General features: G+C 70.5%; 16 protein-coding genes and 1 tRNA gene. 6 read left to right on the forward strand and 11 right to left on the reverse strand.

The window, feature by feature from the left end; translation table 11 throughout:
• Nucleotides 1-11 precede the first annotated feature (11 nt).
• Together D187_RS58590 and D187_RS46930 are read right to left on the reverse strand one after the other, a co-directional pair.
• On the reverse strand, nucleotides 12-1,076 hold the full coding sequence (locus D187_RS58590; RefSeq protein WP_002627262.1) for a homocysteine S-methyltransferase family protein: 1,065 nt from the start codon (nucleotides 1,074-1,076) through the stop codon (nucleotides 12-14).
• Nucleotides 1,073-2,029, reverse strand: coding sequence for an ArsR/SmtB family transcription factor (locus tag D187_RS46930; protein WP_002627263.1), 957 nt, complete (start codon nucleotides 2,027-2,029; stop codon nucleotides 1,073-1,075). The genes D187_RS58590 and D187_RS46930 overlap by 4 nt, the downstream gene beginning before the upstream one ends.
• Before the next feature lie 109 nt (nucleotides 2,030-2,138).
• Between D187_RS46930 and D187_RS51435 the strand changes: the two genes are divergently transcribed.
• Entirely contained in the window at nucleotides 2,139-2,948 is an 810-nt protein-coding gene (locus D187_RS51435; protein ID WP_002627264.1) for an alpha/beta fold hydrolase, read from the forward strand.
• A gap of 10 nt (nucleotides 2,949-2,958) precedes the next feature.
• Here D187_RS51435 and D187_RS46940 read toward each other — a convergent pair whose 3' ends face one another.
• From D187_RS46940 to D187_RS46960, 5 genes are all read right to left on the reverse strand, one after another.
• The gene (locus D187_RS46940) at nucleotides 2,959-3,861 is read right to left on the reverse strand and encodes a cation diffusion facilitator family transporter (RefSeq protein WP_245592004.1); all 903 of its coding nucleotides are present in this window, start codon (nucleotides 3,859-3,861) and stop codon (nucleotides 2,959-2,961) included.
• Nucleotides 3,862-3,880: 19 nt separating this feature from the next.
• Nucleotides 3,881-5,008: an energy transducer TonB family protein gene (locus D187_RS46945; RefSeq protein WP_002627266.1), complete on the reverse strand. Its 1,128-nt coding sequence runs from the start codon at nucleotides 5,006-5,008 to the stop codon at nucleotides 3,881-3,883.
• A 235-nt stretch (nucleotides 5,009-5,243) separates the two neighbouring features.
• The gene (locus tag D187_RS46950) at nucleotides 5,244-7,004 is read right to left on the reverse strand and encodes a SpoIID/LytB domain-containing protein (RefSeq protein ID WP_002627267.1); all 1,761 of its coding nucleotides are present in this window, start codon (nucleotides 7,002-7,004) and stop codon (nucleotides 5,244-5,246) included.
• 62 nt (nucleotides 7,005-7,066) lie between these two features.
• The gene (locus D187_RS46955; RefSeq protein ID WP_002627268.1) at nucleotides 7,067-7,795 is read right to left on the reverse strand and encodes a glutathione S-transferase family protein; all 729 of its coding nucleotides are present in this window, start codon (nucleotides 7,793-7,795) and stop codon (nucleotides 7,067-7,069) included.
• A gap of 9 nt (nucleotides 7,796-7,804) precedes the next feature.
• A complete protein-coding gene (locus D187_RS46960; RefSeq protein WP_002627269.1) occupies nucleotides 7,805-10,030 on the reverse strand; it encodes a molybdopterin-dependent oxidoreductase in 2,226 nt (741 codons plus the stop codon).
• Between the two features lie 319 nt (nucleotides 10,031-10,349).
• Between D187_RS46960 and purL the strand changes: the two genes are divergently transcribed.
• The gene (purL, locus tag D187_RS46965) at nucleotides 10,350-14,246 is read left to right on the forward strand and encodes a phosphoribosylformylglycinamidine synthase (protein WP_043435246.1); all 3,897 of its coding nucleotides are present in this window, start codon (nucleotides 10,350-10,352) and stop codon (nucleotides 14,244-14,246) included.
• A 186-nt stretch (nucleotides 14,247-14,432) separates the two neighbouring features.
• Here purL and D187_RS46970 read toward each other — a convergent pair.
• A tRNA-Cys gene (locus tag D187_RS46970) sits at nucleotides 14,433-14,504 on the reverse strand.
• A 173-nt stretch (nucleotides 14,505-14,677) separates the two neighbouring features.
• Here D187_RS46970 and D187_RS46975 point away from each other — a divergent pair.
• From D187_RS46975 to fdxA, 3 genes are all read left to right on the forward strand, one after another.
• Nucleotides 14,678-15,037, forward strand: coding sequence for a rhodanese-like domain-containing protein (locus D187_RS46975; RefSeq protein ID WP_002627272.1), 360 nt, complete (start codon nucleotides 14,678-14,680; stop codon nucleotides 15,035-15,037).
• 102 nt (nucleotides 15,038-15,139) lie between these two features.
• A complete protein-coding gene (gene asd / locus D187_RS46980; RefSeq protein WP_002627273.1) occupies nucleotides 15,140-16,228 on the forward strand; it encodes an aspartate-semialdehyde dehydrogenase in 1,089 nt (362 codons plus the stop codon).
• An 89-nt stretch (nucleotides 16,229-16,317) separates the two neighbouring features.
• A complete protein-coding gene (gene fdxA / locus D187_RS46985; RefSeq protein ID WP_002627274.1) occupies nucleotides 16,318-16,653 on the forward strand; it encodes a ferredoxin FdxA in 336 nt (111 codons plus the stop codon).
• A 66-nt stretch (nucleotides 16,654-16,719) separates the two neighbouring features.
• Here fdxA and D187_RS46990 read toward each other — a convergent pair whose 3' ends face one another.
• Together D187_RS46990 and D187_RS46995 are read right to left on the reverse strand one after the other, a co-directional pair.
• Entirely contained in the window at nucleotides 16,720-17,487 is a 768-nt protein-coding gene (locus D187_RS46990; RefSeq protein WP_002627275.1) for a hypothetical protein, read from the reverse strand.
• Between the two features lie 136 nt (nucleotides 17,488-17,623).
• The gene (locus tag D187_RS46995; RefSeq protein WP_002627276.1) at nucleotides 17,624-18,676 is read right to left on the reverse strand and encodes a hypothetical protein; all 1,053 of its coding nucleotides are present in this window, start codon (nucleotides 18,674-18,676) and stop codon (nucleotides 17,624-17,626) included.
• A gap of 118 nt (nucleotides 18,677-18,794) precedes the next feature.
• Between D187_RS46995 and D187_RS47000 the strand changes: the two genes are divergently transcribed.
• On the forward strand, nucleotides 18,795-19,268 hold the full coding sequence (locus D187_RS47000) for a GNAT family N-acetyltransferase (protein WP_002627277.1): 474 nt from the start codon (nucleotides 18,795-18,797) through the stop codon (nucleotides 19,266-19,268).
• A gap of 38 nt (nucleotides 19,269-19,306) precedes the next feature.
• On the opposite strand, the gene hrpB is transcribed toward D187_RS47000, so the two are convergent.
• The gene (gene hrpB / locus D187_RS47005) at nucleotides 19,307-21,871 is read right to left on the reverse strand and encodes an ATP-dependent helicase HrpB (protein WP_043435446.1); all 2,565 of its coding nucleotides are present in this window, start codon (nucleotides 21,869-21,871) and stop codon (nucleotides 19,307-19,309) included.
• Nucleotides 21,872-21,903: the final 32 nt, after the last annotated feature.

Here is a 21,903-nt window from a genome sequence, read left to right on the forward strand (position 1 = left end):
CCTTCATTGGACTAGGGGACGACGAGTGGCTCGAGACCGCTGAGCCTCATGGTGTGTGAGGGGACAATCGCGGCGCGAGGCGCGAAGGACGACATGGCGGAGGCGATGGCGGCGATGTGGTCCGGCGTCGAGCCACAACAGCCCCCCACCATGTTCACCCAGCCCTGCTGGGCGAAGTCGCTCAGCGCCCTCGCCATGTCGGCGGGCGTCTCGTCGTAGCCGCCGAACGCATTGGGCAGGCCGGCGTTGGGGTAGCAGGTGACGTGGCACTCGGCGATCCGCGCCAGCTCTTGCATGTAGGGCCGCATGTCCTTGGCGCCGAGCGCGCAGTTGATGCCCACGCTGAAGGGCCGGGCATGGCGGATGGAGTGGTAGAACGCGCTGATGGTCTGTCCGGACAGCGTGCGCCCGGAGGCGTCGGTGATGGTGACGGACACCATGACGGGCACGCGCGTGCCCAGCTCCTCGAAGCAGGAGTCGATGGCGAAGAGCGCGGCCTTGGCGTTGAGCGTGTCGAAGATGGTCTCCACGAGCAGCGCGTCCACTCCGGCCGACAGCAGCGCGCGCACCTGCTCCGCGTAGGCGTCCACCACCTGATCCCACGTCACCGCGCGGTAGTCGGGGCGGTTGACGTCGGGCGACATCGACAGCGTGCGGTTGAGCGGCCCGATGGCCCCGGCGACGAAGCAGCGCCGGCCCGGGGTGGCGGCCTCGGCGGCCAGCGCGGCCCGGCGGGCGCACGCCACCGCGGCCACGTTCAGCTCGGTGACGATGGAGCCCAGCTCATAGTCCGCCTGAGCGATGGACGTGCTGCTGAAGGTGTTCGTCTCCGCCATGTCGGCCCCCGCGGCGAAGTAGCGCGCGTGGATGTCCTCGATGACGTCGGGCCGCGTGAGGCACAGCAGATCGTTGTTGCCCTTGAGATCCTTGGGGTGCGCCTTGAAGCGCTCGCCGCGGAAGTCCGCCTCGGTGAGCGGATAGGTCTGGACCATGGAACCCATGGCGCCATCCAGCAGGGCGATGCGCTGGGCGAAGAGCTGCTCGAGTTCCTGGGCGGTGTGGTGGGGCCGGCTCATGGGGCTCTGGGGGCGAGGGAAGAGGGACGGGAGGGGGAGGGGAGCGGCAGGGCCGGCGCCAGGGGGCGCGTGCCCGTGAGGAGGAAGGCCTTGAACGGAGACGCGGCGTCGCGCGGCGCGGCCACCAGCGTGGGCGTCTCGAGCCCCGCCGCGCGCATCGCGTTCTGGAGCGCCGCGGGCTCGAAGCCCAGGTGCTGGTGGCCCAGGCGCGAGCGCACCCACTGCTCGTCATGCGGCATCAACTCGAGCACCACCATGCGCCCACCGGGCCGCAGCAGCCGCGCCCCCTCGGCGAGCACGCGCTCACTCGAGTTCACGTGATGCAGGCTCTGCGAGAGCACCACCAGATCCTGCGCCCCGCTCTCGAGCGGCAGCGCCTTGAGGTCGGCCTCGAGGAAGGTGATGTTGCGCAGCCCCAGGCGCCCGGCCTCGGCGCGGGCCTTGTCCAGCGCGACCGGGTTGTGGTCGATGGCCGTGACGTGCCGCGCCCAGCGCGCCAGCTCCACCGTGAGCACGCCCGTGCCACAGCCGAAGTCCACCACGTCCAGGGGTGGCAGCAGGCTGGCCAGCGCCGAGGCCCACAGCCGCCAGGACTGCCCCGGCTCGAGCAGCTTCTCGTTGAGCGTGAGCGCGTCTTCCCGGCGCTGCAGCAGCTCCGTCAGCCGGGCCAGGTCGCCATGCTCGTCGGGCGCGTCCTTGGCCAGGCGGATGAGCGGCCACAGCGGTGCCTTCTCGTCCACCATCAGCGAGTAGTAGGTGAACCCACCCTGGCGCTCCTCCCGGATGAGCTCCAGCGCCTTGAGCTTCGTCAGATGGTGCGACACCGACGACTGCGCCACTCCCACCAGCGACACCACCTCGGACACGTTGAGGCGGGCCTCGCCCACGAGCCGCAGGATGCGCAGCCGCGTCGGGTCTCCCAAGGCCTTGAAGGTTTCAGTCAGTTCGAGCATCTCGACGTATGTCGATATATCGATGCCAATGTCCCATAGCAAGGCCCGAGCCGTTTTCCGGGTTATACCGTCAAGGCGCGAGCTCGCTCGCCCGCGAGGGAGGGGCCTCATGGACATGCCGCTGGTGACGAAGGGGGACCCGGGGCATCCGGCCATCCTGTTCCTGCATGGGGCCGGCGTCAGTGGCTGGATGTGGGAGCCCCAGATGGAGCCGCTCTCGAGTCGCTACCACTGCCTCGCGGTGGACCTGCCGGGATTTGGCAAGAACACGGCCGCGCCCTGGGGGTCCCTGGCCCATACGGCCGAGCAGCTCGCCCGGCTCGTCGCCACCCGGACGCGGACGGGCTCCGCCCATGTCGTGGGCCTGTCCCTGGGGGGACACCTCGCCCTGCGGCTGCTGGCCGATCATCCGCGGGTCTGCGGCGACGTCATCGTCAGCGGGGTCACCACCCAGCCCTTCTCCTCGCCTCGGGCGATGCGGCTGATGTACGCGGCCCTGATGCGCCTGAGCACGACGAAGGTGGTGCTCCAGATGAGCGCGCGGGCGATGAAGATCCCCGCCGCCTACATGGAGCGCTTCCTCGAGGACATGCGCACCTCGTCGACCGTGGTGATGAAGGCGGTGTTCGAGGAGCTGCTGGGCTCGCGGCTTCCCGATGCGCTGGGGGCGGCTTCCGGTTTCGACGGTGCCGCCCATCGGGTGCTCGCCGTCGCGGGCTCGCGGGAGCATCCGAAGATTCGCGCCGAGCTGCCGGACTACACCCGGCTGATCTCCGGCGCATGGGCCGCCCGTGTACCGGACGCGGGCCACACCTGGAACGTGGAGCACCCGGAGCTGTTCACGCGGATGATCGACGACTGGTTCGGCGGGCACCAGTTGACCCCGGGCCTCGTCCGTGTGGAGGGGAGCGCGGCGTAGCGCTCCCCGGCTACGTCTTTCCAGGAGGAAGGGCGGCGCGAGCGCGCGCCGGCTCGACGTGCACCACCACGTCCACCACCTCGGGGAACTCCGCCTGGAGCCGTGCTTCCACCGCGTCCGCCAGCTCATGGGCGTGGGCCGTGGACATCTGGGGATCCACCTCGATCTTCAGGTCCACGTACACCGTGCCCTCCATGCCCCGGCTGCGTACGTCGTGGCAGGAGCGCACCCCCGGCACCTGGAGGGTGAGGGTGGCCACCTTCTGTTTGTCCAGCCGTGCGGTGTCCGAGAGGATGCCCACCGCCTGCTTGACGATGTCCCACGCCACCCGGGCGACGAAGACCATCACCCCGAGCGTCACGAGGCCATCGGCCTTCGGGAAGCCCAACCACACGAGCCCGAGCGAGGCGAGCACCGCCAACGTGACGCCCACGTCCGAGAGCGTGTGCCGGGCGTCCGCGAGCAGCAGGGGACTCTGGAGCTTGCGTCCCCAGCGCTGCTCCACGCTCGTGACGCCCAGGTTGACGAGCAGGGTGCCGACCATCACGCCCACCATGAGCGGCGTCACCTCGGGGTGGCGGCCGTGGAGCAGCGAGTCGAGCGCCATGCGGCCCAGCTCCAGCATGGAGGTACCGATGAGCGCGCCAATGCCCAGGGAGGCGAGGGCCTCGAACTTGCCGTGGCCGTAGGGGTGATCCTCGTCCGCGGGCCGCGAGGCCACGGACATGGCCACGAGCGCGAGCACGTTGGAGCCACCGTCGATGAAGGAGTGCACGCCGTCGGCCGTCACCGCGGCCGAGGCGCTCTTCAAGCCCAGGATGAGCTTGAGCAGGGCCACGGCCCAGTTGGCCACGAGGATGGTGGCGAGAACGGTGCGCACCTTGCGGTTGCGCGCGAGCGGGGAGGCGTCCACGCGGCGCACCCTAGTGCCATCAGTTGGGCTGGCGGAAGAGTCTCATCCGGGGGCCCCCGCCCATGTCCATGAAGAAACCAAAGGAGAAGCGCACCTTGGCGTCATCCTCCAACAGGCCCGGCGGAGGATTGGGGAAGGGCTGGGCGCGGCGGAAGGACTCGACGGCCTCCATGTCCAGGAAGTCCAGGCCGCAGCTCTTCTCGATGGTGATGTCCGCCACCTTGCCCTGCTCGTCCAGGGTGACGCGCACCAGCGTGTGGCGATCCCTGCCGGCGTAGGTGGCGCCCGTGGGATCCCGGCGCATAAGCGCCATGTTCGGATTCCAGTGCGTGCCCACGCTCTGCTTCACCCGGTTGAAGAAGCTCGCGTACTTCCACTCGCGCGTGTTGAGGAAGGTGCCGTCCCCCTCGTCCACGTCCTTGAGGTGATCATTCGGGGCGCCGCCGATGATCTGATCCATCACCGCCTGCGAGGGCATGAGCCGGGCGAGTCCCGAGCTGCCCACGCGGCCCTCGGAGCCCTCTTCGCCGTCGCCCGAGCCCTCCTGGATGCGCAGCCGCTTCGCGTTGCCGACGACCTCGTCGCTCTCGTCGCGGTTGGACACGTCCATGCCGGGCCCGCGGTTGTTCGGATCCTGCCGCATGGCGATCTCCTGCTTGCGCCGGGCATCGGGCAGCTCGAAGGCGGACTTCTTGCCGCCCTCGCTCAAGGGCCGGTCATCCGCGCCCCGGCCGTTGTTGCCCGCCACGTGCCCCGCCTGCTCCTCGCTCACGCCGGAGCCCTGGCGCGCCTCGCGCGCCGTCGTGCGGGGCTGGGCCGTCTTGTAGTGGGCCGTCTGCTCGCGCGCGCGCGTCTCCTTCTCCACCTTGTTGTCCTGCTCGGCGAGGTACTTCGCGTCCGGCGCTTCCTGACGGTTGCCGGGCGCCACGTCCACCACCTGTCCGTCCGGACGCTTCTCGGGCTTCTTCTCCTCCTTCTTCTTCGGAGGCGGGGCCTTCGCGGTGGAGGGGGTGTTGGACAGGGGACCCCGGTTCTTCTCCCACTCCTGGGCCGTCATGGGCCGCAGCGCCACGGCGCTCGGAGGCTTGGGCTTGGGCTCGGGGGGCAGGTTCACCTGGATGTACGCCAGGAGGGCGAGCAGGCCCACGAACGCTCCCTGCAACAGCAGGGCCAGGAGCGTGGCAAGGAGGTAGCGGGCGGGGTGTTCCCGCCGACGCCGACGCCTGGATGGCGGCTCTGGATGCGATGGACCCGTCGACACGCGCGTGGATGATAACCCTTGGGTGGGCTGCTTACTCCCGAACCGTCGCCGGGACGACAGGAGATCCGAGGAGGGGCTCGGGTCCGGGGGAGCCCGGGCCGGGTGCCCTCACCGGGTGCCCTCAGTAGATGGGCGCGACCTCGGCGCCGTTGAAGTAGAAGCGCAGGATGTCCTGATAGCGCTGGCCCGCCTCGGCCCGGCCGATGGCGCCCGTCTGGCACATGCCCACGCCGTGGCCCCAGCCGCCGCCCCGGAAGTGCCAGCCGAGGAGGTGGCCCTCCGCGTCACGCTCCTCGTCCACCAGCGCCATGGAGCTGTTGAGCATGCCGAAGAGGCGGCGGATGTTCAGCTCGCCGCGCACCTGCGTCACCCCGCGCTCGCCGGCCACCGTGAGGGTGCGGGCCCGGCCGGACACGCCCCGCTCCCCGAGGCTCAACGCCCGCACGGGGCCCACCCCCAGGCTGGCCGTGAAGGCGTTCACCTGCTCCACGCTGAAGCGCTTCTCCCAGCGGTACTTGCTCGGCTGCGCGAAGGTGGAGAGTCGGCAGGCCGTGGGCAGCTCCGCGCGCAGGTACTCGGAGAGGGAGTCCGGGCCGGGCAGCCCTTCGGTGGGGCCCAGCACGTCGGGACGCCCGCGCAGGTTGGGGTTGGGGGGGCCGCCCCAGACGACGTCGTTGTCCTCCGTGTGGCCCCCGCACACCGCGCTGTACACCGAGTCCACCAGCCGCCCCTGCTGGGAGAAGAGTCCCTCGCCCCGGGTGGCCTCCACCGCCGCCGTGGTGCTGGCCGCCTCGCCCGTGCGCCCGCGGTACACCGCGCAGTGCTGCTCGGAGCACAAGAGGAAGGGATCCGCCAGGTGTTTGATGCCCACCTTGGCCAGTACCTCTCCGCGCGCCGTCACCGCCTGCGCCTTGAGGGCCTCCGGGTGTGCCCGCGCGTAGATCTCCGAGGGCACCAGCCCCTTGAGCAGATCCTCCAGCCGCACCAGGTTCACCGCCGCGAGCGTGCCGTGGCGATCCACCGTGAGCTGGAGCGTGCCCCGGAAGCTCCGGTCCTCGAAGCCGTGGTTGTCGTAGCCCACGTCGTGCTCCACCTGCCGCACGTCGAAGCCGGACTCGTCCAGTGTCTCCGCGAGGACCGAGTCCTGGGCGAGCCCCACCACGCCGCCGGACTCGTCACGCACCTCGAGGATGGCGCGCGAGGGGACGCGGACCTCCTCGAAGAGGGTGGTGCGCGCGCCGTACTCGCGCAGCAGCTCCGCCTGACGCGCGGGCGCCTCGGTGGGAGAGAGCTGCTCCTGGGACAGCAGCAGGTAGCGCCGGTTGTCGATGACCTTGCCGGCGATGCCGTAGAGCACGCCCAGCACGTGCACGCGTACCGCCACGCCCCGGGCGCGCCACTGGGCCTGGGCCTCGGCCAGTCCCGCCTTGTCCGGGAAGGGCACCTCCGCGAGCTGGAGGTACGAGGACAGCTCGGCGGGTGAACCCTCCGTCACCCGCACCGTCCACACCGAGCCCGCGGGGGCCTCGAGGACCCGGCCCTCCTCGCCGCCGAAGCGCAGCCGCATCCGCCCCCGGGGCGAGAAGCGCACCTCGCGCCGGCCCTGCATCAAGCCGATGGGCACCTGGGGCTCGCCGCCCCGGAAGTCCAGGCGCCGGAGCGTGTCCGGCGCGGGCAGCAGCTCGTCGACGGATTTGAGATCGGGCTCGGCGGAGAGCCCGTGGGCACCCGCGGCGGGAGCGGACGCTCCGCCGTCCAGGGCGTGGGGCCCGGGGCGGGGCTCCACGGTGGCGGCGGGCGAGGGCGCCGCCACCGGAGGGGGACGGGGCGTGGCGCAGGTGACGAGGACGAGCGCGAGGAGGGCGAGGACGACTTTGTGCAAAGCCCCCCGACGCTAACCGTGGACCGCTCCGCCCGCCATTCCCTGGTCGCGCGCGCGCGACTTCAGGCGGCCTTGAACTCGGGCGGCTTCCAGTTGGCGAAGTAGCGCGACTTGAACTTGGCGCAGTAGCGCACCAGGTTCGTCTGGCTCAGGGTGTACTGCTTGAGGTCCGTGTCCACGGGGTTGGCGATGATGCTCACCAGGAACGAGTACACCACCGCGTCGAACGACGAGGGCGTCTCGCTCAGCAGGTAGGACTTGTTGCCCATGATCGTCGCGATCGAGAAGATGTCCGCCTTGGCCAGCTCCTGCACCTCGTCCATGGCGTGGCGTCCCGTGCCCTGGTCATGGAGGATCTGCAGCATCTTCTGGCGCAGATCCGACAGCGGCACCTGTCCGCCCACGACGCGGGGCACCATCGTCTCGGCGACGGGCAGATAGGCGAGCCAGCCGGCCTCGTCCACCCAGCGCATGTACACGATGTACCAGTAGGTGCACTCCTCCAGCATGCGCCGCACCGCGTGGCCCACCGCCACCTGCTCCGGCGTCAGCTTCGAGTCGAGCGGATCCCCATACTGCTTCTTCAGCCGCTCGATGATGAACTGGGAGTCGCCCATCACCGTGCCGTCGATGTCGGCGTAGGGCGCCTTGCCCTTGGGGGCGTAGCGGAGATCCGCCAGCTTCACCTCGTAGGGCAGGTCCACCATGCGCAGGTAGGCCTCCAGCTTGAAGCAGAACGGGCTGAGGTTCGGGGTCCCCCAGGCGACGGGGGTTTGATACAGGGTAATCATGGCGTCGTCTCACTCGATCGCGGATTGCCGCGGTTGCACGTTCGTGGTCATCGATTGTAACGGTTGAACCCGCACCTGAATCCCGCTGAATGCGGCGTTTCCACCGATTGCATCCAAAACCTGATCATCAGTGACATCATTGATGCTGACTCCGGCATGTGCGCCGGCCACCTGCATCTGGATGCCCTGGCGCGCGTGGCCGTAGCCGTGAGGCAGGCTCACCACGCCGGGCATCACCTCGTCCGTGACGTTCACGGGGGCCTTGACCTCGCCCACGCGGGAGGTGACGAGGGCCTCCTGCCCCTCCTCGAGGCCGAGGCGCCGCGCGTCCTCGGGGTGCACCATCAGCGTGCAGCGCGGCTTGCCACTGACGAGCTTGGGCACGTTGTGCATCCACGAGTTGTTGTCGCGCACGTGGCGCCGGCCGATGAGCAGCAGCGCGTCCTGGGAAGCGGAGGCCGGGGGAGCGGCGGGGAAGGCCTGGCGCAGCCGGTCCACGTCGGCCACCAGCGGCTCGGGGGCGAGCTGGAGGCGGCGGCCGCGCGTGGCGAGTCGCTCGGGGAAGCAGGGCTCGAGGGGGCCCAGGTCCACCCCATGGGGCGCGGCCTTGAGGCTCGCGAGGCTCAGTCCCCGGCGCCAGGGCCGCAGCCGCATGCCGTAGGGCCCCCCGCGCAGGCCGAGGTCGAGGATACCCTCGGGGCCGAGCGCCTTGAGGGCCCGGTAGGGCAGCTCGCCGCGCGTCAGGGGCTCGCCGCGCAGCGAGTCCAGGCGGTGCTTGAGCTCCAGGAAGATCTCCCAGTCCTGGAGCGCGCCCGGCGGCGGCGTGAAGAGGGGCGCCGAGTACTTCACGGTGTTGCGCACCGCGAACGTGTTGAAGATGAGATCGAAGTGGCCGCGCTCGAGCTGCGTGACGGGCGGCAGGATGATGTGCGCGTGCCGGGTCGTCTCGTTGATGTACGGGTCGATGCTCACCATGAAGTCGAGCGAAGCGAACGCCTGGTCGAGCTGCCGGCCGTTGGGGGTGGAGACCACGGGGTTGCCCGCCGAGGTGACCAGGGCGCGGATCTGCCCCTCGCCCGGGGTGAGGATCTCCTCGCCGAGCACGGACACGGGCAGCTCACCGGAGAACTCGGCCAGCCCGCGCACGCGGCTCTTGAAGCGGCCCATGCTGCCGCGGCCAGCCGTCAGGGGGCGGGGGCCGTGGATCAGATCGAAGGCGGGCAGGGTGAACATGGCGCCGCCCTCGCGATCCATGTTGCCCGTCACCACGTTGATGACGTTGATGAGCCACTGGCACAGCGCGCCGAAGGGCTGGGTGGACACGCCCACGCGGCCGTAGCAGACGGCGGAGGACGAGGCGGCCAGCTCGAGCGCGAGCCGCCGCGTGGTGTCCGCGGGGATGCCGGTGTGGACCGCGGCGCGCTCGGGGGTGAACTCGCGCGCGAGCTCCTTCACGTGCGCCAGGCCGTCGGTGAAGTCCGCGAGCCGCCCGAGCTTCGGCTCCGCGCCCAGCAGCACGTGCAGGAGCGAGAAGAGCCAGAGCGCGTCGGTGCCGGGGCGGATGAAGAGGTGCTCGTCCGCGATGCGGGCCGTCTCCGTGCGGCGCGGGTCCACCACCACCACCTTGCCGCCGCGCTGCTGGATGGCCTTGAGCCGGCCGCGCGTGCCCGGCGCCGTCATCAGGCTGCCGTTGGAGGCGAGCGGATTGGCCCCGAGGATGAGCATGAAGCGCGTGCGGTCGATGTCCGGGATGGGGATGAGCAGCTGGTGCCCGAACATCAGGTAGGAGGCGATGTGGTGGGGGAGCTGGTCCACCGACGTGGCCGAGAACTTGTTGCGCGTGCGCAGCGCCTTCAGCAGGAAGGGCAGCAGGAGCATGGCGCCGTGGTTGTGCACGGTGGGATTGCCCACGTACACGCCCACCGCGTCCCGGCCGTGCTGCTGCTGCACTGCGTGCAGGCGCTTCGCCGTCTCGTCGAGGGCTTCCTTCCACGACAGGGGCTGCCAGCCCGAGGCGGTGCGCCGCACGGGGTGCCGGAGCCGATCGGGATCCTCGTGGAGATCCTGGAGCGCGACGGCCTTGGGGCAGATGTGGCCCTGGCTGAAGGGATCCTCGTCATCTCCACGGATGGAAGTGACTCGGCCCCCGGCGGTCTCGATGCGCAGGCCGCACATGGCCTCGCACAGGTTGCACGTGCGGAAGTGGACGGCGGAGGGGGAAGCAGAAGGGCTCATCGGGAATCTCTCGGAGAAACCACGGAGGCGGAGAAGGGATGTCCTGGCGACCGGCGGAGGACTGGAGGGGGGGCTACCCTACTCAAGCCCGAGCATCCGTGTGCGGCGGAGTGGTGGACCGCGGGCGTGTGTTCACGCCGGTCCCCCGCTGTCCTCGACGCATCGGCCCCCTGGATGCCTGCTCGTGCTGAATCCCACCCCATGGCCGCGCATTCAACCACAATTCGGCGCGAGATCTCCTCGAATGAGGATGGCGCCTCGGTGATAAGACGCCCGCGTTTTGAACCCTTCCCCTCGGCCCCCCTCTCCCAGAGATTCCATGCTCACCCTGCGTGGTGCCCCCGCCCTCTCCGAGTTCCGTCTGGCCAAGCTGCTCGCCCTCTGCCGTGAGCGGGAGCCCTCCGTGGGCTCCGTCTACGCCGAGTTCGTGCACATCCTCGATGTCCCCGCTCCCCTGTCTGCTTCCGAGCGCTCCTTGGTGGACAAGCTACTGGAGTACGGTCCCCGGCTCGCCCGGAAGGAGCCGCGGGGCAGCCTCCAGCTCGTCATCCCCCGGCCCGGGACGATTTCCCCCTGGTCCTCCAAGGCCACCGACATCTTCCAGAACTGTGGCTTGTCGGGTGTCCGGCGCATCGAGCGTGCGATCGCCTATTGGATCTCCGACGAGGCGGGCAAGGCCCTTGCTCCCGGGTCGCTCGTCCGGGTGCAACCGGTGCTGCATGACCGGATGACGCAGGTGGTGGTGGGGCGCGAGGAGGACGCGGCCGTCCTCTTCTCCGCGCACACCCCTCAATCCTTCACCCGGGTGGGGGTGCTCGAGGGAGGCCGGGCGGCGCTCGTCACCGCCAACCGTGCGCTGGGCCTGGCGCTGGCGGAGGATGAGATCGACTACCTGGTGGCGCGCTTCACCGAGCTGAAGCGAGACCCCACCGACGTCGAGCTGATGATGTTCGCCCAGGCCAACAGCGAGCACTGCCGGCACAAGATCTTCAACGCCTCGTGGACGGTGGATGGGGTGGCGCAGGAGCGCTCGCTCTTCCAGTCCATCAAGAACACCTACGCGGCGCACCCCGAGGGCGTGCTGTCGGCGTACAAGGACAACGCGGCGGTGATGGAGGGCTTCGAGGTGGAGCGCCTCTTTCCGGATCCCGACAGCGGGGAGTACCGCTTCCACCGCGAGCCCACGCACATCCTGATGAAGGTGGAGACGCACAACCATCCCACCGCCATCTCCCCCCATCCGGGGGCCTCCACGGGCGCGGGCGGAGAAATCCGCGACGAGGGTGCCACGGGGCGCGGTGCCAAGCCCAAGGCGGGCCTGAGCGGCTTCTCCGTGTCGAACCTGCGCATCCCCGGCCACGAGCAGCCGTGGGAGACGCCCTATGGCAGGCCGGAGCGCATCGTGTCCGCGCTGGACATCATGATCGACGGGCCCCTGGGCGGCGCCGCCTTCAACAACGAGTTCGGCCGGCCCAACCTGTGTGGCTACTTCCGCAGCTTCGAGGTGCAGGTGCCCACGTTCGAGGGCGTGGAGGTGCGCGGCTACCACAAGCCCATCATGATCGCCGGCGGCCTGGGCAACATCCGGGCGGGGCACGTGCGCAAGGGCACGCTCCAGTCGGGGGACCGCATCGTCGTGCTGGGCGGCCCGGCGATGCTCATCGGCCTGGGCGGCGGCGCGGCGTCGTCGATGGCGCAGGGCTCGAGCGCGGCGGACCTCGATTTCGCCTCGGTGCAGCGCGACAACCCGGAGATGGAGCGGCGCTGCCAGGAGGTCATCGACCAGTGCTGGGCCCAGGGGGAGAAGAACCCCATCCGCTCCATCCACGACGTGGGGGCGGGCGGCCTGTCCAACGCGGTGCCGGAGCTCATCCACGACAATGACCTCGGCGGGCGCTTCGAGCTGCGCGAGGTGCCCAACGCCGAGCCGGGCATGTCGCCGGTGGAGATCTGGTGCAACGAGGCGCAGGAGCGCTACGTGCTGGCGATCGCGCCGGAGGATCTTCCGCGCTTCACGGCCCTGTGCGAGCGCGAGCGCGCGCCCTTCGCGGTGCTGGGCGAGGCCACGGCCGAGCAGGTGCTGACGGTGGGGGACAAGCAGTTCGGCAACGCGCCCATCGACATCCCCATGGACGTGCTGTTCGGCAAGCCCCCGCGCATGCACCGGGACGTGAAGTCGCGTCCGCTCGCGCACGCGGAGCTGAAGCTGGACGCGCCGGTGAAGGAGCTGCTCGGGCGGGTGCTCGCGCACCCCACGGTGGCGGACAAGGGCTTCCTCATCACCATTGGGGACCGGACGGTGTCGGGCCTGACGGCGAGGGATCAGATGGTGGGCCCGTGGCAGGTGCCGGTGGCGGACTGCGCGGTGACGCTGTCGGCGCACGCGGGCTACACGGGCGAGGCCATGGCGGTGGGAGAGCGCACCCCGGTGGCGCTCATCGACGCGGCGGCCTCGGCGCGCATGGCGGTGGGCGAGGCCGTCACCAACATCGCCGCGGCGCGCGTGGCCCAGCTCGGCGACGTGAAGCTGTCGGCCAACTGGATGGCGGCCGCGGGCAGCCCGGGCGAGGACGCCAACCTCTACGCCGCGGTGAAGGCGGTGGGCATGGAGCTGTGCCCGGCGCTCGGCCTCACCATCCCCGTGGGCAAGGACTCCATGTCCATGCGCACCGTCTGGGAGGAGCAGGGCCAGCGCAAGGCGGTGACGGCGCCCCTGTCGCTCATCGTCTCGGCCTTCGCGCCGGTGCTGGACGTGCGCCACTCGCTCACCCCGCAGCTGCGCGATCCCGGCGTGGACACCCGGCTGGTGTTCGTGGACCTGGCGGGAGGCCGGCAGCGCCTGGGCGGCTCGGTGCTCGCCCAGACGTACTCCCAGGTGGGCCCGCGCTGCCCGGACGTGGACGACCCGGAGACCCTCAAGGGCTTCTTCGCCGCGGTGCAGGCGCTCAACGAGACGGGCGCGCTGCTCGCCTACCATGACCGCTCCGACGGCGGGTTGATCACCACGCTGGTGGAGATGGCCTTCGCCGGGCACTGCGGCTTCGAGGTGGACGTGACGGGCCTGGGGGCGGACGCGGTCGCGGCGCTCTTCAACGAGGAGCTGGGCGCGATCCTCCAGGTGCGGGTGACGGATCTCCCGCGCGTGCGCGAGGTGATGAAGGTGCACGGGCTGGAGGCGCACTGCCACGAGCTGGGCCGCCCCCAGACGGACCTGACGGCCCGGGTACGCCACGGGGAGCGGGTGCTGCTGGAGGAGGACGTGATGGGGCTGCGCGCGGTGTGGTCGCGCGTCAGCTACGAGATGCAGAAGCTGCGCGACAACCCTCGCTGCGCCGAGCAGGAGTACGCCGCCAGGTGCGACCCGGCGGATCCGGGCCTGTCCGCGCGGCTCACGTTCTCGCCCTCGGAGGACGTGGCGGCGCCGTTCATCGCCAAGGGGGCACGGCCCCGGGTGGCCATCCTGCGCGAGCAGGGGGTGAACAGCCAGTTGGAGATGGCGCGGGCCTTCGTGCGCGCGGGCTTCAGCGCGGTGGACGTGCACATGAGCGATCTGCTCACCGGGCGGGTGTCCCTGAAGGACTTCACGGGCCTGGCGGCGTGCGGCGGCTTCTCGTACGGAGACGTGCTGGGGGCGGGAGGCGGCTGGGCGCGCTCCATCCTGTTCAACGCGCGCGCCCGGGACGAGTTCGCCGCGTTCTTCGCGCGCGCCGGCACCTTCAGCCTGGGCATCTGCAACGGCTGCCAGATGATGGCGCAGCTGCGTGAGCTGATTCCCGGCGCCGAGCACTTCCCGAACTTCGTGCGCAACGTCTCCGAGCAGTTCGAGGCGCGGCTGGTGCAGGTGGAGGTGGCGCCGAGCCCCTCGCTGTTCTTCCAGGGCATGGCGGGCAGCCGCATCCCCATCGCCTCGTCGCATGGCGAGGGTCGCGCGGAGTTCTCCACCGCCGAGGAGGCGGCGCGGGTGGACGGGCTGGGCGTGGTGCCCGTGCGCTTCGTGGACAACCACGGGCGGGTGACGGAGACGTACCCCTCCAACCCGAGCGGCTCGCCGCACGGCATCGCGGGCCTGACGTCCCGGGACGGGCGGGTGACGATCATGATGCCGCACCCGGAGCGCGTGAGCCGCAGCGTGCAGTACTCGTGGTGCCCGCCGGAGTGGGGCGAGGACAGCCCGTGGATGCGGATGTTCCGCAACGCCCGCGTGACGCTGGGCTGATGATCCGAGGTCGGTGACGGGGGCTGCTCCACCGGGCCCCCGGTTCCGTTGGCGGGGGCGCGGAGAGGGTCTCCCACGAGGCAAGGGGGGCGACGAGCCTCCTCCCGCCCGCTCGTGGACGATGCGGTCAGCGCAAACACGAAGGCCCGATGAGGACCGGAGTCCACATCGGGCCTTGTCTTGATGAGGCGCCACCCGGATTCGAACCGGGGAATGAGGGTTTTGCAGACCCTTGCCTTACCACTTGGCTATGGCGCCGCGAACCGTGCGTACGGCCTTATATGGACCTGAATCCGCCGGGTCAAGACAGGAGCGTGGGGTTCCGGGGCGGTTCCGGGCTCGTAGAGCACCCAGGGCGGCTGCCTGCCTCCGGGATGGGATTAATGGGGCTCCGGGTTGCCCCTAATAGACACCGCAACAGGAGGTTCCGGGTGGTGGATGCCCGTATGCCCTGTGCCGAGCTGTACGTGCGGCTTGGAGATGATGAGGTGCTCGTCCTCGACTGTCGCGAGCCCGAGGATTGGGCTCGCTACGGGCACCATGTCCCCGGCGCCTTGTGGATGCCCTTCGAGGAGATTCTTCGGGAGGGGTCGGTGCTGCCCGACGACGAACTCATCGTGGTGTGTGGGTGTGCTCCAGATGGCTCCGACGCCCGTCGGGTCTGCCGGCTGTTGCAGCGCCTGGGCTTCAACGCGGTGTGCCTGGAGGGGGGTCTCCAGGGGTGGCTGAGCCAGGGGATGCCTACCGAGAGCCATCATGTCCCGCAGGTCATGGCCAGCGGGGCTTGTTGAGAATCCGGAGCATCTGGTGCACCCCCGGGCAGTGGGTCGTGTGGTGTCAAAGCATGTAAAGACGCGGGGCAATCCACGCCCCACACCTAAGGATGTCTCGTCATGGCCAAGCTTCGTGCCGTGCTGATCGGTGCCACCGGACTCGCCGGCCAGCAGTTCATCTCCGCGCTCAAGGAGCACCCCGACATCGAACTCACGGGCCTGGCGGCCTCGCCGCGCTCGGCGGGCAAGTCCTACGTGGAGGCGTTGCGCGCCGCCAATGGGATGACGGCCTGGTTCGTCCCCGAGCCGCTCCCGGAGTCCGTCGCGAAGCTGAAGGTGATGGGCGGGGAGCAGATCAACGCCCGGGACTATGACATCGCCTTCTCGGCGGTGGAGTCGGATGTGGCCAAGGAACTCGAGCCCCGGCTCGCCCGCGACATCCCCGTGTTCTCCGCGGCCAGCGCCTTCCGCTACGAGGCGGACGTCCCGCTGCTCATCCCTCCGGTCAACGCCTCCCATGCGCCGCTCATCCGCGCGCAGCAGAAGCAGCGGGGCTGGAAGGGCTTCATCGTCCCCATCCCCAACTGCACCACCACGGGCCTGGCCATCACCCTGGCCCCGCTCGCCGAGCACTTCGGCGTCAAGTCCGTGCTGATGACCTCGCTGCAGGCCATGTCCGGCGCGGGCCGCTCACCGGGCGTCATCGGCCTGGACATCCTGGACAACGTCATTCCCTACATCCCCAAGGAAGAGGAGAAGGTCCAGGTGGAGACGAAGAAGATCCTGGGCACGCTCAACGCCGGGGGCGCCGCCCTGACCCCGCATGACGTGAGCGTCTCGTGCACCTGCACCCGGGTGGCGGTGATGGAGGGCCACACCGAGTCCGTCTTCGTGTCGCTCTCCCGCAAGGCCTCCGTGCAGGAGGTGGTGGCGGCGATGCGCGAGTGGCGGGGCGCCGAGGTGGCGCGTCAGCTTCCGTCGGCTCCGCCGCGCTGGATCGAGGTGCTCGACGAGCCGTTCCGGCCCCAGCCCCGCCTGGACCGGGACACCCACGGGGGCATGGCCACCACCGTGGGCCGGGTGCGCGAGGACTCGGTGTTGGAGAATGGCTTCAAATACGTGCTGGTATCCCACAACACCAAGATGGGAGCGGCCAAGGGAGCGATCCTCGTGGCCGAACTGATGCGTGCCCAGGGGCTCCTTGGATGAGGTAGAGGAGGGCACTCAATTTAGGAGTGCCTCCCCCGTGACAACCCACTACTGTGGGTGCGCACGGTCCTGTCCTATCGGAGATCTCAATGGCTTATGTAGTTGCCGAGCCTTGCATCAAGTGCAAGTACACCGACTGCGTCGAAGTCTGCCCCGTCAACTGCTTCTATGAGGGGGCCAACTTCCTGGTCATCCACCCGGACGAGTGCATCGATTGCGGTGCGTGCGAGCCCGTCTGCCCGACGAAGGCGATCTTCCCGGAGTCGGAGCTGCCCAAGGAGTGGAAGGAGTACCAGAAGATCAACGCGGACTACGCCCCCAAGTGGCCGAACATCGCCGAGAAGCGCGCGGCCCTGCCGGAGGCGGAGGAGTTCAAGGACAAGAAGGGCAAGCGCGAACTGCTGGATCTCAATCCCGGCAAGTAGTCATCCCGCGGGCATCCAAGGCCCCGTGCCGTGAGGCGCGGGGCCTTTCCTTTTGCCCGTGGGGGCTCAGGCGCTCGACAGGGCCTTGAGCCTCAGTCCTCGCGCGGCCAGCTCCTCCTGGATGCGGGCCAGGTTCTCCCGGGGGAGGGGCCCGCGGTGGCCCTGGATGCGCAGCGCCACCTCGCGGGGGCCCGTGCGCTCCACCTCCACCGTGGTCTCCAACGCCCCGCCCAGCCGCATCGCGAGCGCGGGCCGCTGCGAGCGCACGAACACCTCGATCTTCTCGATGAGCTCCAGGGTGGCCTGGACGCGCGTCTCCTCGGGCGGGGCGGCCCCGGTCGTCGCCGGGCCCGAGCCCCCTTCCAGGCGTGTCCCGGGTGGGGTGGGGCGGGCGTCTGGCGGTTCAGCCGGGAGGAGCTCCGCGCCTCGGGCCGCCGACTCCCCTTTGCCCGTCACCGGTTCCGGGGGCGATTCCCGCGCCAGTTCGCGGGCGATGAGCGCCGTCAGACGGTGGTGGACCCGTTCCTGGTTCGTCTGGTGGGCTTCCCCCCGGACCTCTCCCAGCCGGTGGGCCTCGGCACTCAGCCCCTGGCGCACCCGTCCCAGTTGCTCGGCGCTGGCGAACGCTCCTCGGGGAGCGATCTGGAGGGAGCCGGGGGCGGCACGGACGCCGAGGCTTCCCCGGGCGAGCACTCCGGGCGGGCGCACCCCCTGCGCCCCCGGCGGCGGGCGCTTCGCCGGCTCGGGCGGAGCCCTCTTCATCAGTTCCTGGAAGCGGTCCTTCTCCGGGACGGACCGGGTGGGTGGGGTGTCTGGGCGATCGTCGACCTTCATGCTCCCTCGCGGCGTGGGGGGAGCCTCTCCGGGAGCACGGGGTGTGCCATGGAGGGCCGCGGGGAGACTTCGCGGCGAGCCCTCTCCCGTCATGGACGGGGGACTCGCCGCCGGGATGGTGCGGGTCCCGCGAAGCCTAGCGGCGGGGCTGTCCGAAGGCCCCGGCCTGGGTGGGCGCCGCGCCCATCAGATCATTGATGGCGACGGGGCACTGCGCCACGGAGGCGGGGTCCACCAGGAGGTTGCCCTGGGACCAGTCGCGATCCTGGAAGATGAGGGCGTCGCGCAGCTCCAACTCGTCCACGCCCTTGGCGAAGGACCAGAAGCGCCCGCGCACCATCAGCCGGGTGCCCTTGGGAATGCGGCTCAGGTCCAGGTACTGCTGGGCGGCGAGCTTCGCGGTGATGCGCACCTCGAGGGGCTTGTACTTGCTGAAGGGATCGATCTTCCCGGCGTTGGGGTCGGGCGGATACCACAGCAGGCGGGCCACGGCGGTGGGCGGTGGGGCTTCCTCCTCGGGCTGGCCCTTGCGCTTCTTGGGCTTCTTGGGCTGCTCCACCGTCACGTCCACGAGCCGCAGGTCACCAAAGGCCACCTGACGGTCGAGGTAGTTCTCGCGGAACATCTTCTCGGCGGAGCGCGCGGCGGTGGCGGTGGCGCGCCGGACCTCGATGTCGTAGCGCTCGCGCAGGGTCGGCAGGGTGAGGAAGAAGCTGTCGATGGGCTGGAGGCCCTCGGCCAGGAAGCGCAGCTTGCCCACGTCGATGGTGAGCACCAGGGGCCCGAGGGTGGACGCGGTCTGGAACCAGCTCTCGGGCAGCTTTCGATCGATCAACACGCGCCGCACCATGGCCACCAGGTACGCGTTGGCCTGGAAGCGCGGGGTGCTCAGCTGGGTGTTGAGCGCCTGGACGAGCAGGGGATCCAGGTAGAAGTTCTCGTCGCGCTTGTGCAGCAGGGGCGCGGTCTCGCCGAGCAGCGTGAGCATGCCGCCGAGCAGCCGGGCGCAGTTGGCGTCGTTCGTTCCCCGAGAGAGCGCCTGGTAGAAGCCGGAGCGGAGGAAGCGGCGGTCGAAGTCCTCCTCCTTGAGGTTGGGCGCTTCGCGGTTGGGGCCGAAGAAGACCTCCGGCTGGGCCGCGGCGGGAAGGGAAGAGAGCGAGAGGACGAGTGCGAGGAGGGCGGATCGCATCACGTGTCAGGGTAGCACGGCGGGGAGTACTCGTTGGGATAAGACGGAGAGTGCACCCGGGCGAGTCCGCCTTTTGGTCTGTTTGAGCCGCCGGGATTTGTGTACCTTGCTCGGCGATATGTCGAACCCGGACAACCCCCAGCCGGTCACCATCGCCCAGATTCGCTCCGAAGCGGAGCTGTTCCAGGCGCTCGCCATCCGCGAGGTGGTGTTCATCGAGGAGCAGCACGTTCCCGAGGGCATCGAGCGCGATGCCGAGGATGCCAAGGCCTACCATGTGCTCGCGTTCCAGGGCGGCCACGCCATTGGGACGGGGCGTCTCGTGATGTTGCCGGAGCCTCCTCCCGGAGAGAAGGGGACGTGGGCGAAGGTCGGCCGCATGGCGGTGCTCAAGGCGCACCGCAAGGCCAACGTGGGCGGAAGCCTGCTGGCGGCGCTGGAAGAGGAGGCGCGCAACCGCGGCGTCCAGGGCATCGTGCTCAACTCGCAGCTCTACGCGCTCGAGTTCTACAAGAAGAAGGGCTACACGCCCTGGGGCGAGGTGTTCGACGAGGCGGGCATCGAGCACCTGGAGATGCGCAAGAAGCTCTGAGTCTTCCCGGGGCGCCTGGCGCGCCCCGCCGCGCCTCGTCAGATTCTCCGTCCGCGCTCGGCGGGCGTCTGCGCGTGGCGGGGATCCTCGGGCCAGCTGTGCTTGGGGTACTTGCGGCACAGCTCCTTGCGCAGCGCGGGGTAGTGCCGCTCCCAGAAACCGGCGAGGTCGGTCGTCACCTGCACGGCGCGCATGTTGGGCGCGAGCAGGTGCAGCACGAGCGGCACCCGTCCGGCGCAGACGCTGGGCCCCTGGGCCATGCCGAAGAAGTCCTGGAGGCGGGACTCGACCCAGGGCGGCTTGCCGGGCTCGTAGTTCACCTGGGCCTGGCGGCCTCCGGGCAGGGAGACCTTCGACGGGGCATGCTGGGACAACAGCCGGGCCTGCTCCTGGGTGAGCCGGGCCTGGAGCGCATCGAGCAGGGACACGCCCTCGAGGTCCGCGAAGCTCCGGGCCCCGGCGCACAGGGAGGCGAGCGCGTCGCGCATGAAGGCGTCGTCCACCTGGGGGAAGCCCGCCTCGGGGAAGGCCTGGGCGAGCAGCGCCACGCGGGTGCGCCAGTGCAGCAGGGCCTCGGGATTGGCGAAGCGGCCCGGGCCCGCGGCGAGCGCCTGTTCCACGAGCACGCGCGCGGTGGCCTCGGACGGGGGCGCGGGGGCGCGGGTCTCCTCGAGCACGAGGTTGCCGTAGGCCAGGCGGGTGATGCGCTCGACGCGCCGCGCCTCGGCGTTCCACTGCAGGGTGTCCACCTCCTCGAGGGCATCGGGGTAGAGATCGAGCAGCCACTCGGGCTCCACGGAGCTGGCGAGCCGGACGATGACGCCCCGGCCCGGACGCTCCTCGATGTCCACGGCGACGAGCAGCTCGGGCTCCTGGACGGTGCTGTTCTCGGAGAGCTGCGCGGTGCCGCCGCCGAAGAGCAGCAGATCGGGCGCGCGGGGCTTGCGGCGCCGGGCCACCCGGTCCGGATAGCCCGCGAGCACGCTGAGCATCAGCGCCTGCTCCTGGGCCTCGGGGGTGGGGGGCTTCGCGCCCTGTTCGCGCACGGCACGCCGCAACTGGCGCTGGACCCGGTCCACGGCCTGCACGGCGCCCGGCTCCAGGGAGAGGGACTGCACGCGGCCGGAGGCGAACTGGGCGCGTTCGGCCTGACGGAAGCGCTCGCTCAAGTCCAGCAGGTCCGAGGGCCCGGCGACGACGTGGGCGGCGCGGCCCGGGCCCGACATCTGGGTGCGTGCCTCGCGGCGGATGTCGCGCTCGCCCACGAGCGCGGCGAGCAGGGCCGCGTCGGCGCCAACTCCCCGGCGCTCGCCCTCGACGATGATGCGCGCCTGGCGGGGGTGGAGGGGAAAGCGCAGCAGCCGCTGGCCGATGTCGGTCACCTTGCCCTTGGGGTCCACGGCGCCCAGGCGGCGCAGCAGGGTCTCCGCGGCCTCGAGCGAGGCGGCCGGTGGGGCCTCGAAGAAGGGGAAGGCGCCCAGGTCCTGGATGCCGGCGGCGCGCAGGGAGAGCACGGTCTCGGCCAGGTCCATGCGGCGGATTTCGGGGGCGTCCTGCTCGGGACGGCCGTCGAAGTCGTGCTGGGTGTAGAGGCGCAGGCAGTGGCCGGAGCGGGTGCGGCCGGCGCGGCCGGCGCGCTGGGTGGCGGAGGCGCGGCTCACCTTGGCGAGCTTGAGGATGGGCAGGCCGGACCAGGGCGAGTGCGAGGCCACGCGCGCCAGGCCACTGTCGATGACGGCGGCGACGCCGTCGATGGTGACGGAGGTCTCCGCCACGTTGGTGGAGAGGATGATCTTCCGGCGCGAGCTGCGGCGCACGGCGCGATCCTGCTCGGCGGGGGGCAGGTCGCCGTGCAGGGGGAGCAGCTCCATGTCGTGGCGCTCGGCGAACTCGGCGCAGGTGTCGCGGGCGCGGCGGATTTCGCCGGCGCCGGGGAGGAAGACGAGCACGTCGCCATCGAGCCCGTTGGCGTGCAGCCGCTTGATGCCGGAGAGCACCTGGGCATCGAGGTAGCGCTCGTCGGGGGCGGGGAGGTACTCGAGGCTGACGTCGAAGCGGCGGCCCTCGGAGCGCAGGGTGGGGCACTGGCCGAGGTAGGCGCTGATGGGGGCGGCCTCGAGCGTGGCGGACATCACCACGATCTTCAGATCGGGCCGGGGGCCGAGCTGGAGCCGGCGCAGCAGGGCGAGCGAGATGTCGGCGGAGAGGTGGCGCTCGTGGAACTCGTCGAGCACGACGACGGACACGTCGCGCAGGGTGGGGTCCGACAGGAGGCGGCGGCCGAGGACGCCCTCGGTGACGAAGGACAGCCGGGTCTTGGGGCCGCGCACGTCCTCGAAGCGCACCTGGTAGCCGACGGTCTCGCCCACGCGCTCGCCGATCTCCTCGGACACGCGCTGGGCGGCGAGCCGGGTGGGGAGGCGGCGGGGTTGGAGGACGACGATTTCCTTGCCCTGGCCGATGCCGGCCTCGAGCAGGGCGCGGGGCACGCGGGTCGTCTTGCCCGCGCCCGGAGGGGCCTCCAGCACGAGCGAGGAGGCGGCGCGCAGGGTGGTGACGAGCTGCGGCAGGAGCGGATCGATGGGGAGGGCGACGTCGGCCATGGCCAGTTCCTCGATGACGGGGCCCGGGGCCA

Source organism: Cystobacter fuscus DSM 2262 (assembly GCF_000335475.2).
GTDB lineage: Bacteria > Myxococcota > Myxococcia > Myxococcales > Myxococcaceae > Cystobacter > Cystobacter fuscus.

Bases quoted from the DNA above. Each gene is read 5' to 3' on its own strand.
- D187_RS58590 (WP_002627262.1), bottom strand. From the start codon at position 1,076: ATGAGCCGGCCCCACCACACCGCCCAGGAACTCGAGCAGCTCTTCGCC.
- D187_RS46930 (WP_002627263.1), bottom strand. From the start codon at position 2,029: ATGCTCGAACTGACTGAAACCTTCAAGGCCTTGGGAGACCCGACGCGG.
- D187_RS51435 (WP_002627264.1), top strand. From the start codon at position 2,139: ATGGACATGCCGCTGGTGACGAAGGGGGACCCGGGGCATCCGGCCATC.
- D187_RS46955 (WP_002627268.1), bottom strand. From the start codon at position 7,795: ATGATTACCCTGTATCAAACCCCCGTCGCCTGGGGGACCCCGAACCTC.
- D187_RS46960 (WP_002627269.1), bottom strand. From the start codon at position 10,030: ATGAGCCCTTCTGCTTCCCCCTCCGCCGTCCACTTCCGCACGTGCAAC.
- purL (WP_043435246.1), top strand. From the start codon at position 10,350: ATGCTCACCCTGCGTGGTGCCCCCGCCCTCTCCGAGTTCCGTCTGGCC.
- asd (WP_002627273.1), top strand. From the start codon at position 15,140: ATGGCCAAGCTTCGTGCCGTGCTGATCGGTGCCACCGGACTCGCCGGC.
- fdxA (WP_002627274.1), top strand. From the start codon at position 16,318: ATGGCTTATGTAGTTGCCGAGCCTTGCATCAAGTGCAAGTACACCGAC.
- D187_RS46990 (WP_002627275.1), bottom strand. From the start codon at position 17,487: ATGAAGGTCGACGATCGCCCAGACACCCCACCCACCCGGTCCGTCCCG.
- D187_RS46995 (WP_002627276.1), bottom strand. From the start codon at position 18,676: ATGCGATCCGCCCTCCTCGCACTCGTCCTCTCGCTCTCTTCCCTTCCC.
- D187_RS47000 (WP_002627277.1), top strand. From the start codon at position 18,795: ATGTCGAACCCGGACAACCCCCAGCCGGTCACCATCGCCCAGATTCGC.
- hrpB (WP_043435446.1), bottom strand. From the start codon at position 21,871: ATGGCCGACGTCGCCCTCCCCATCGATCCGCTCCTGCCGCAGCTCGTC.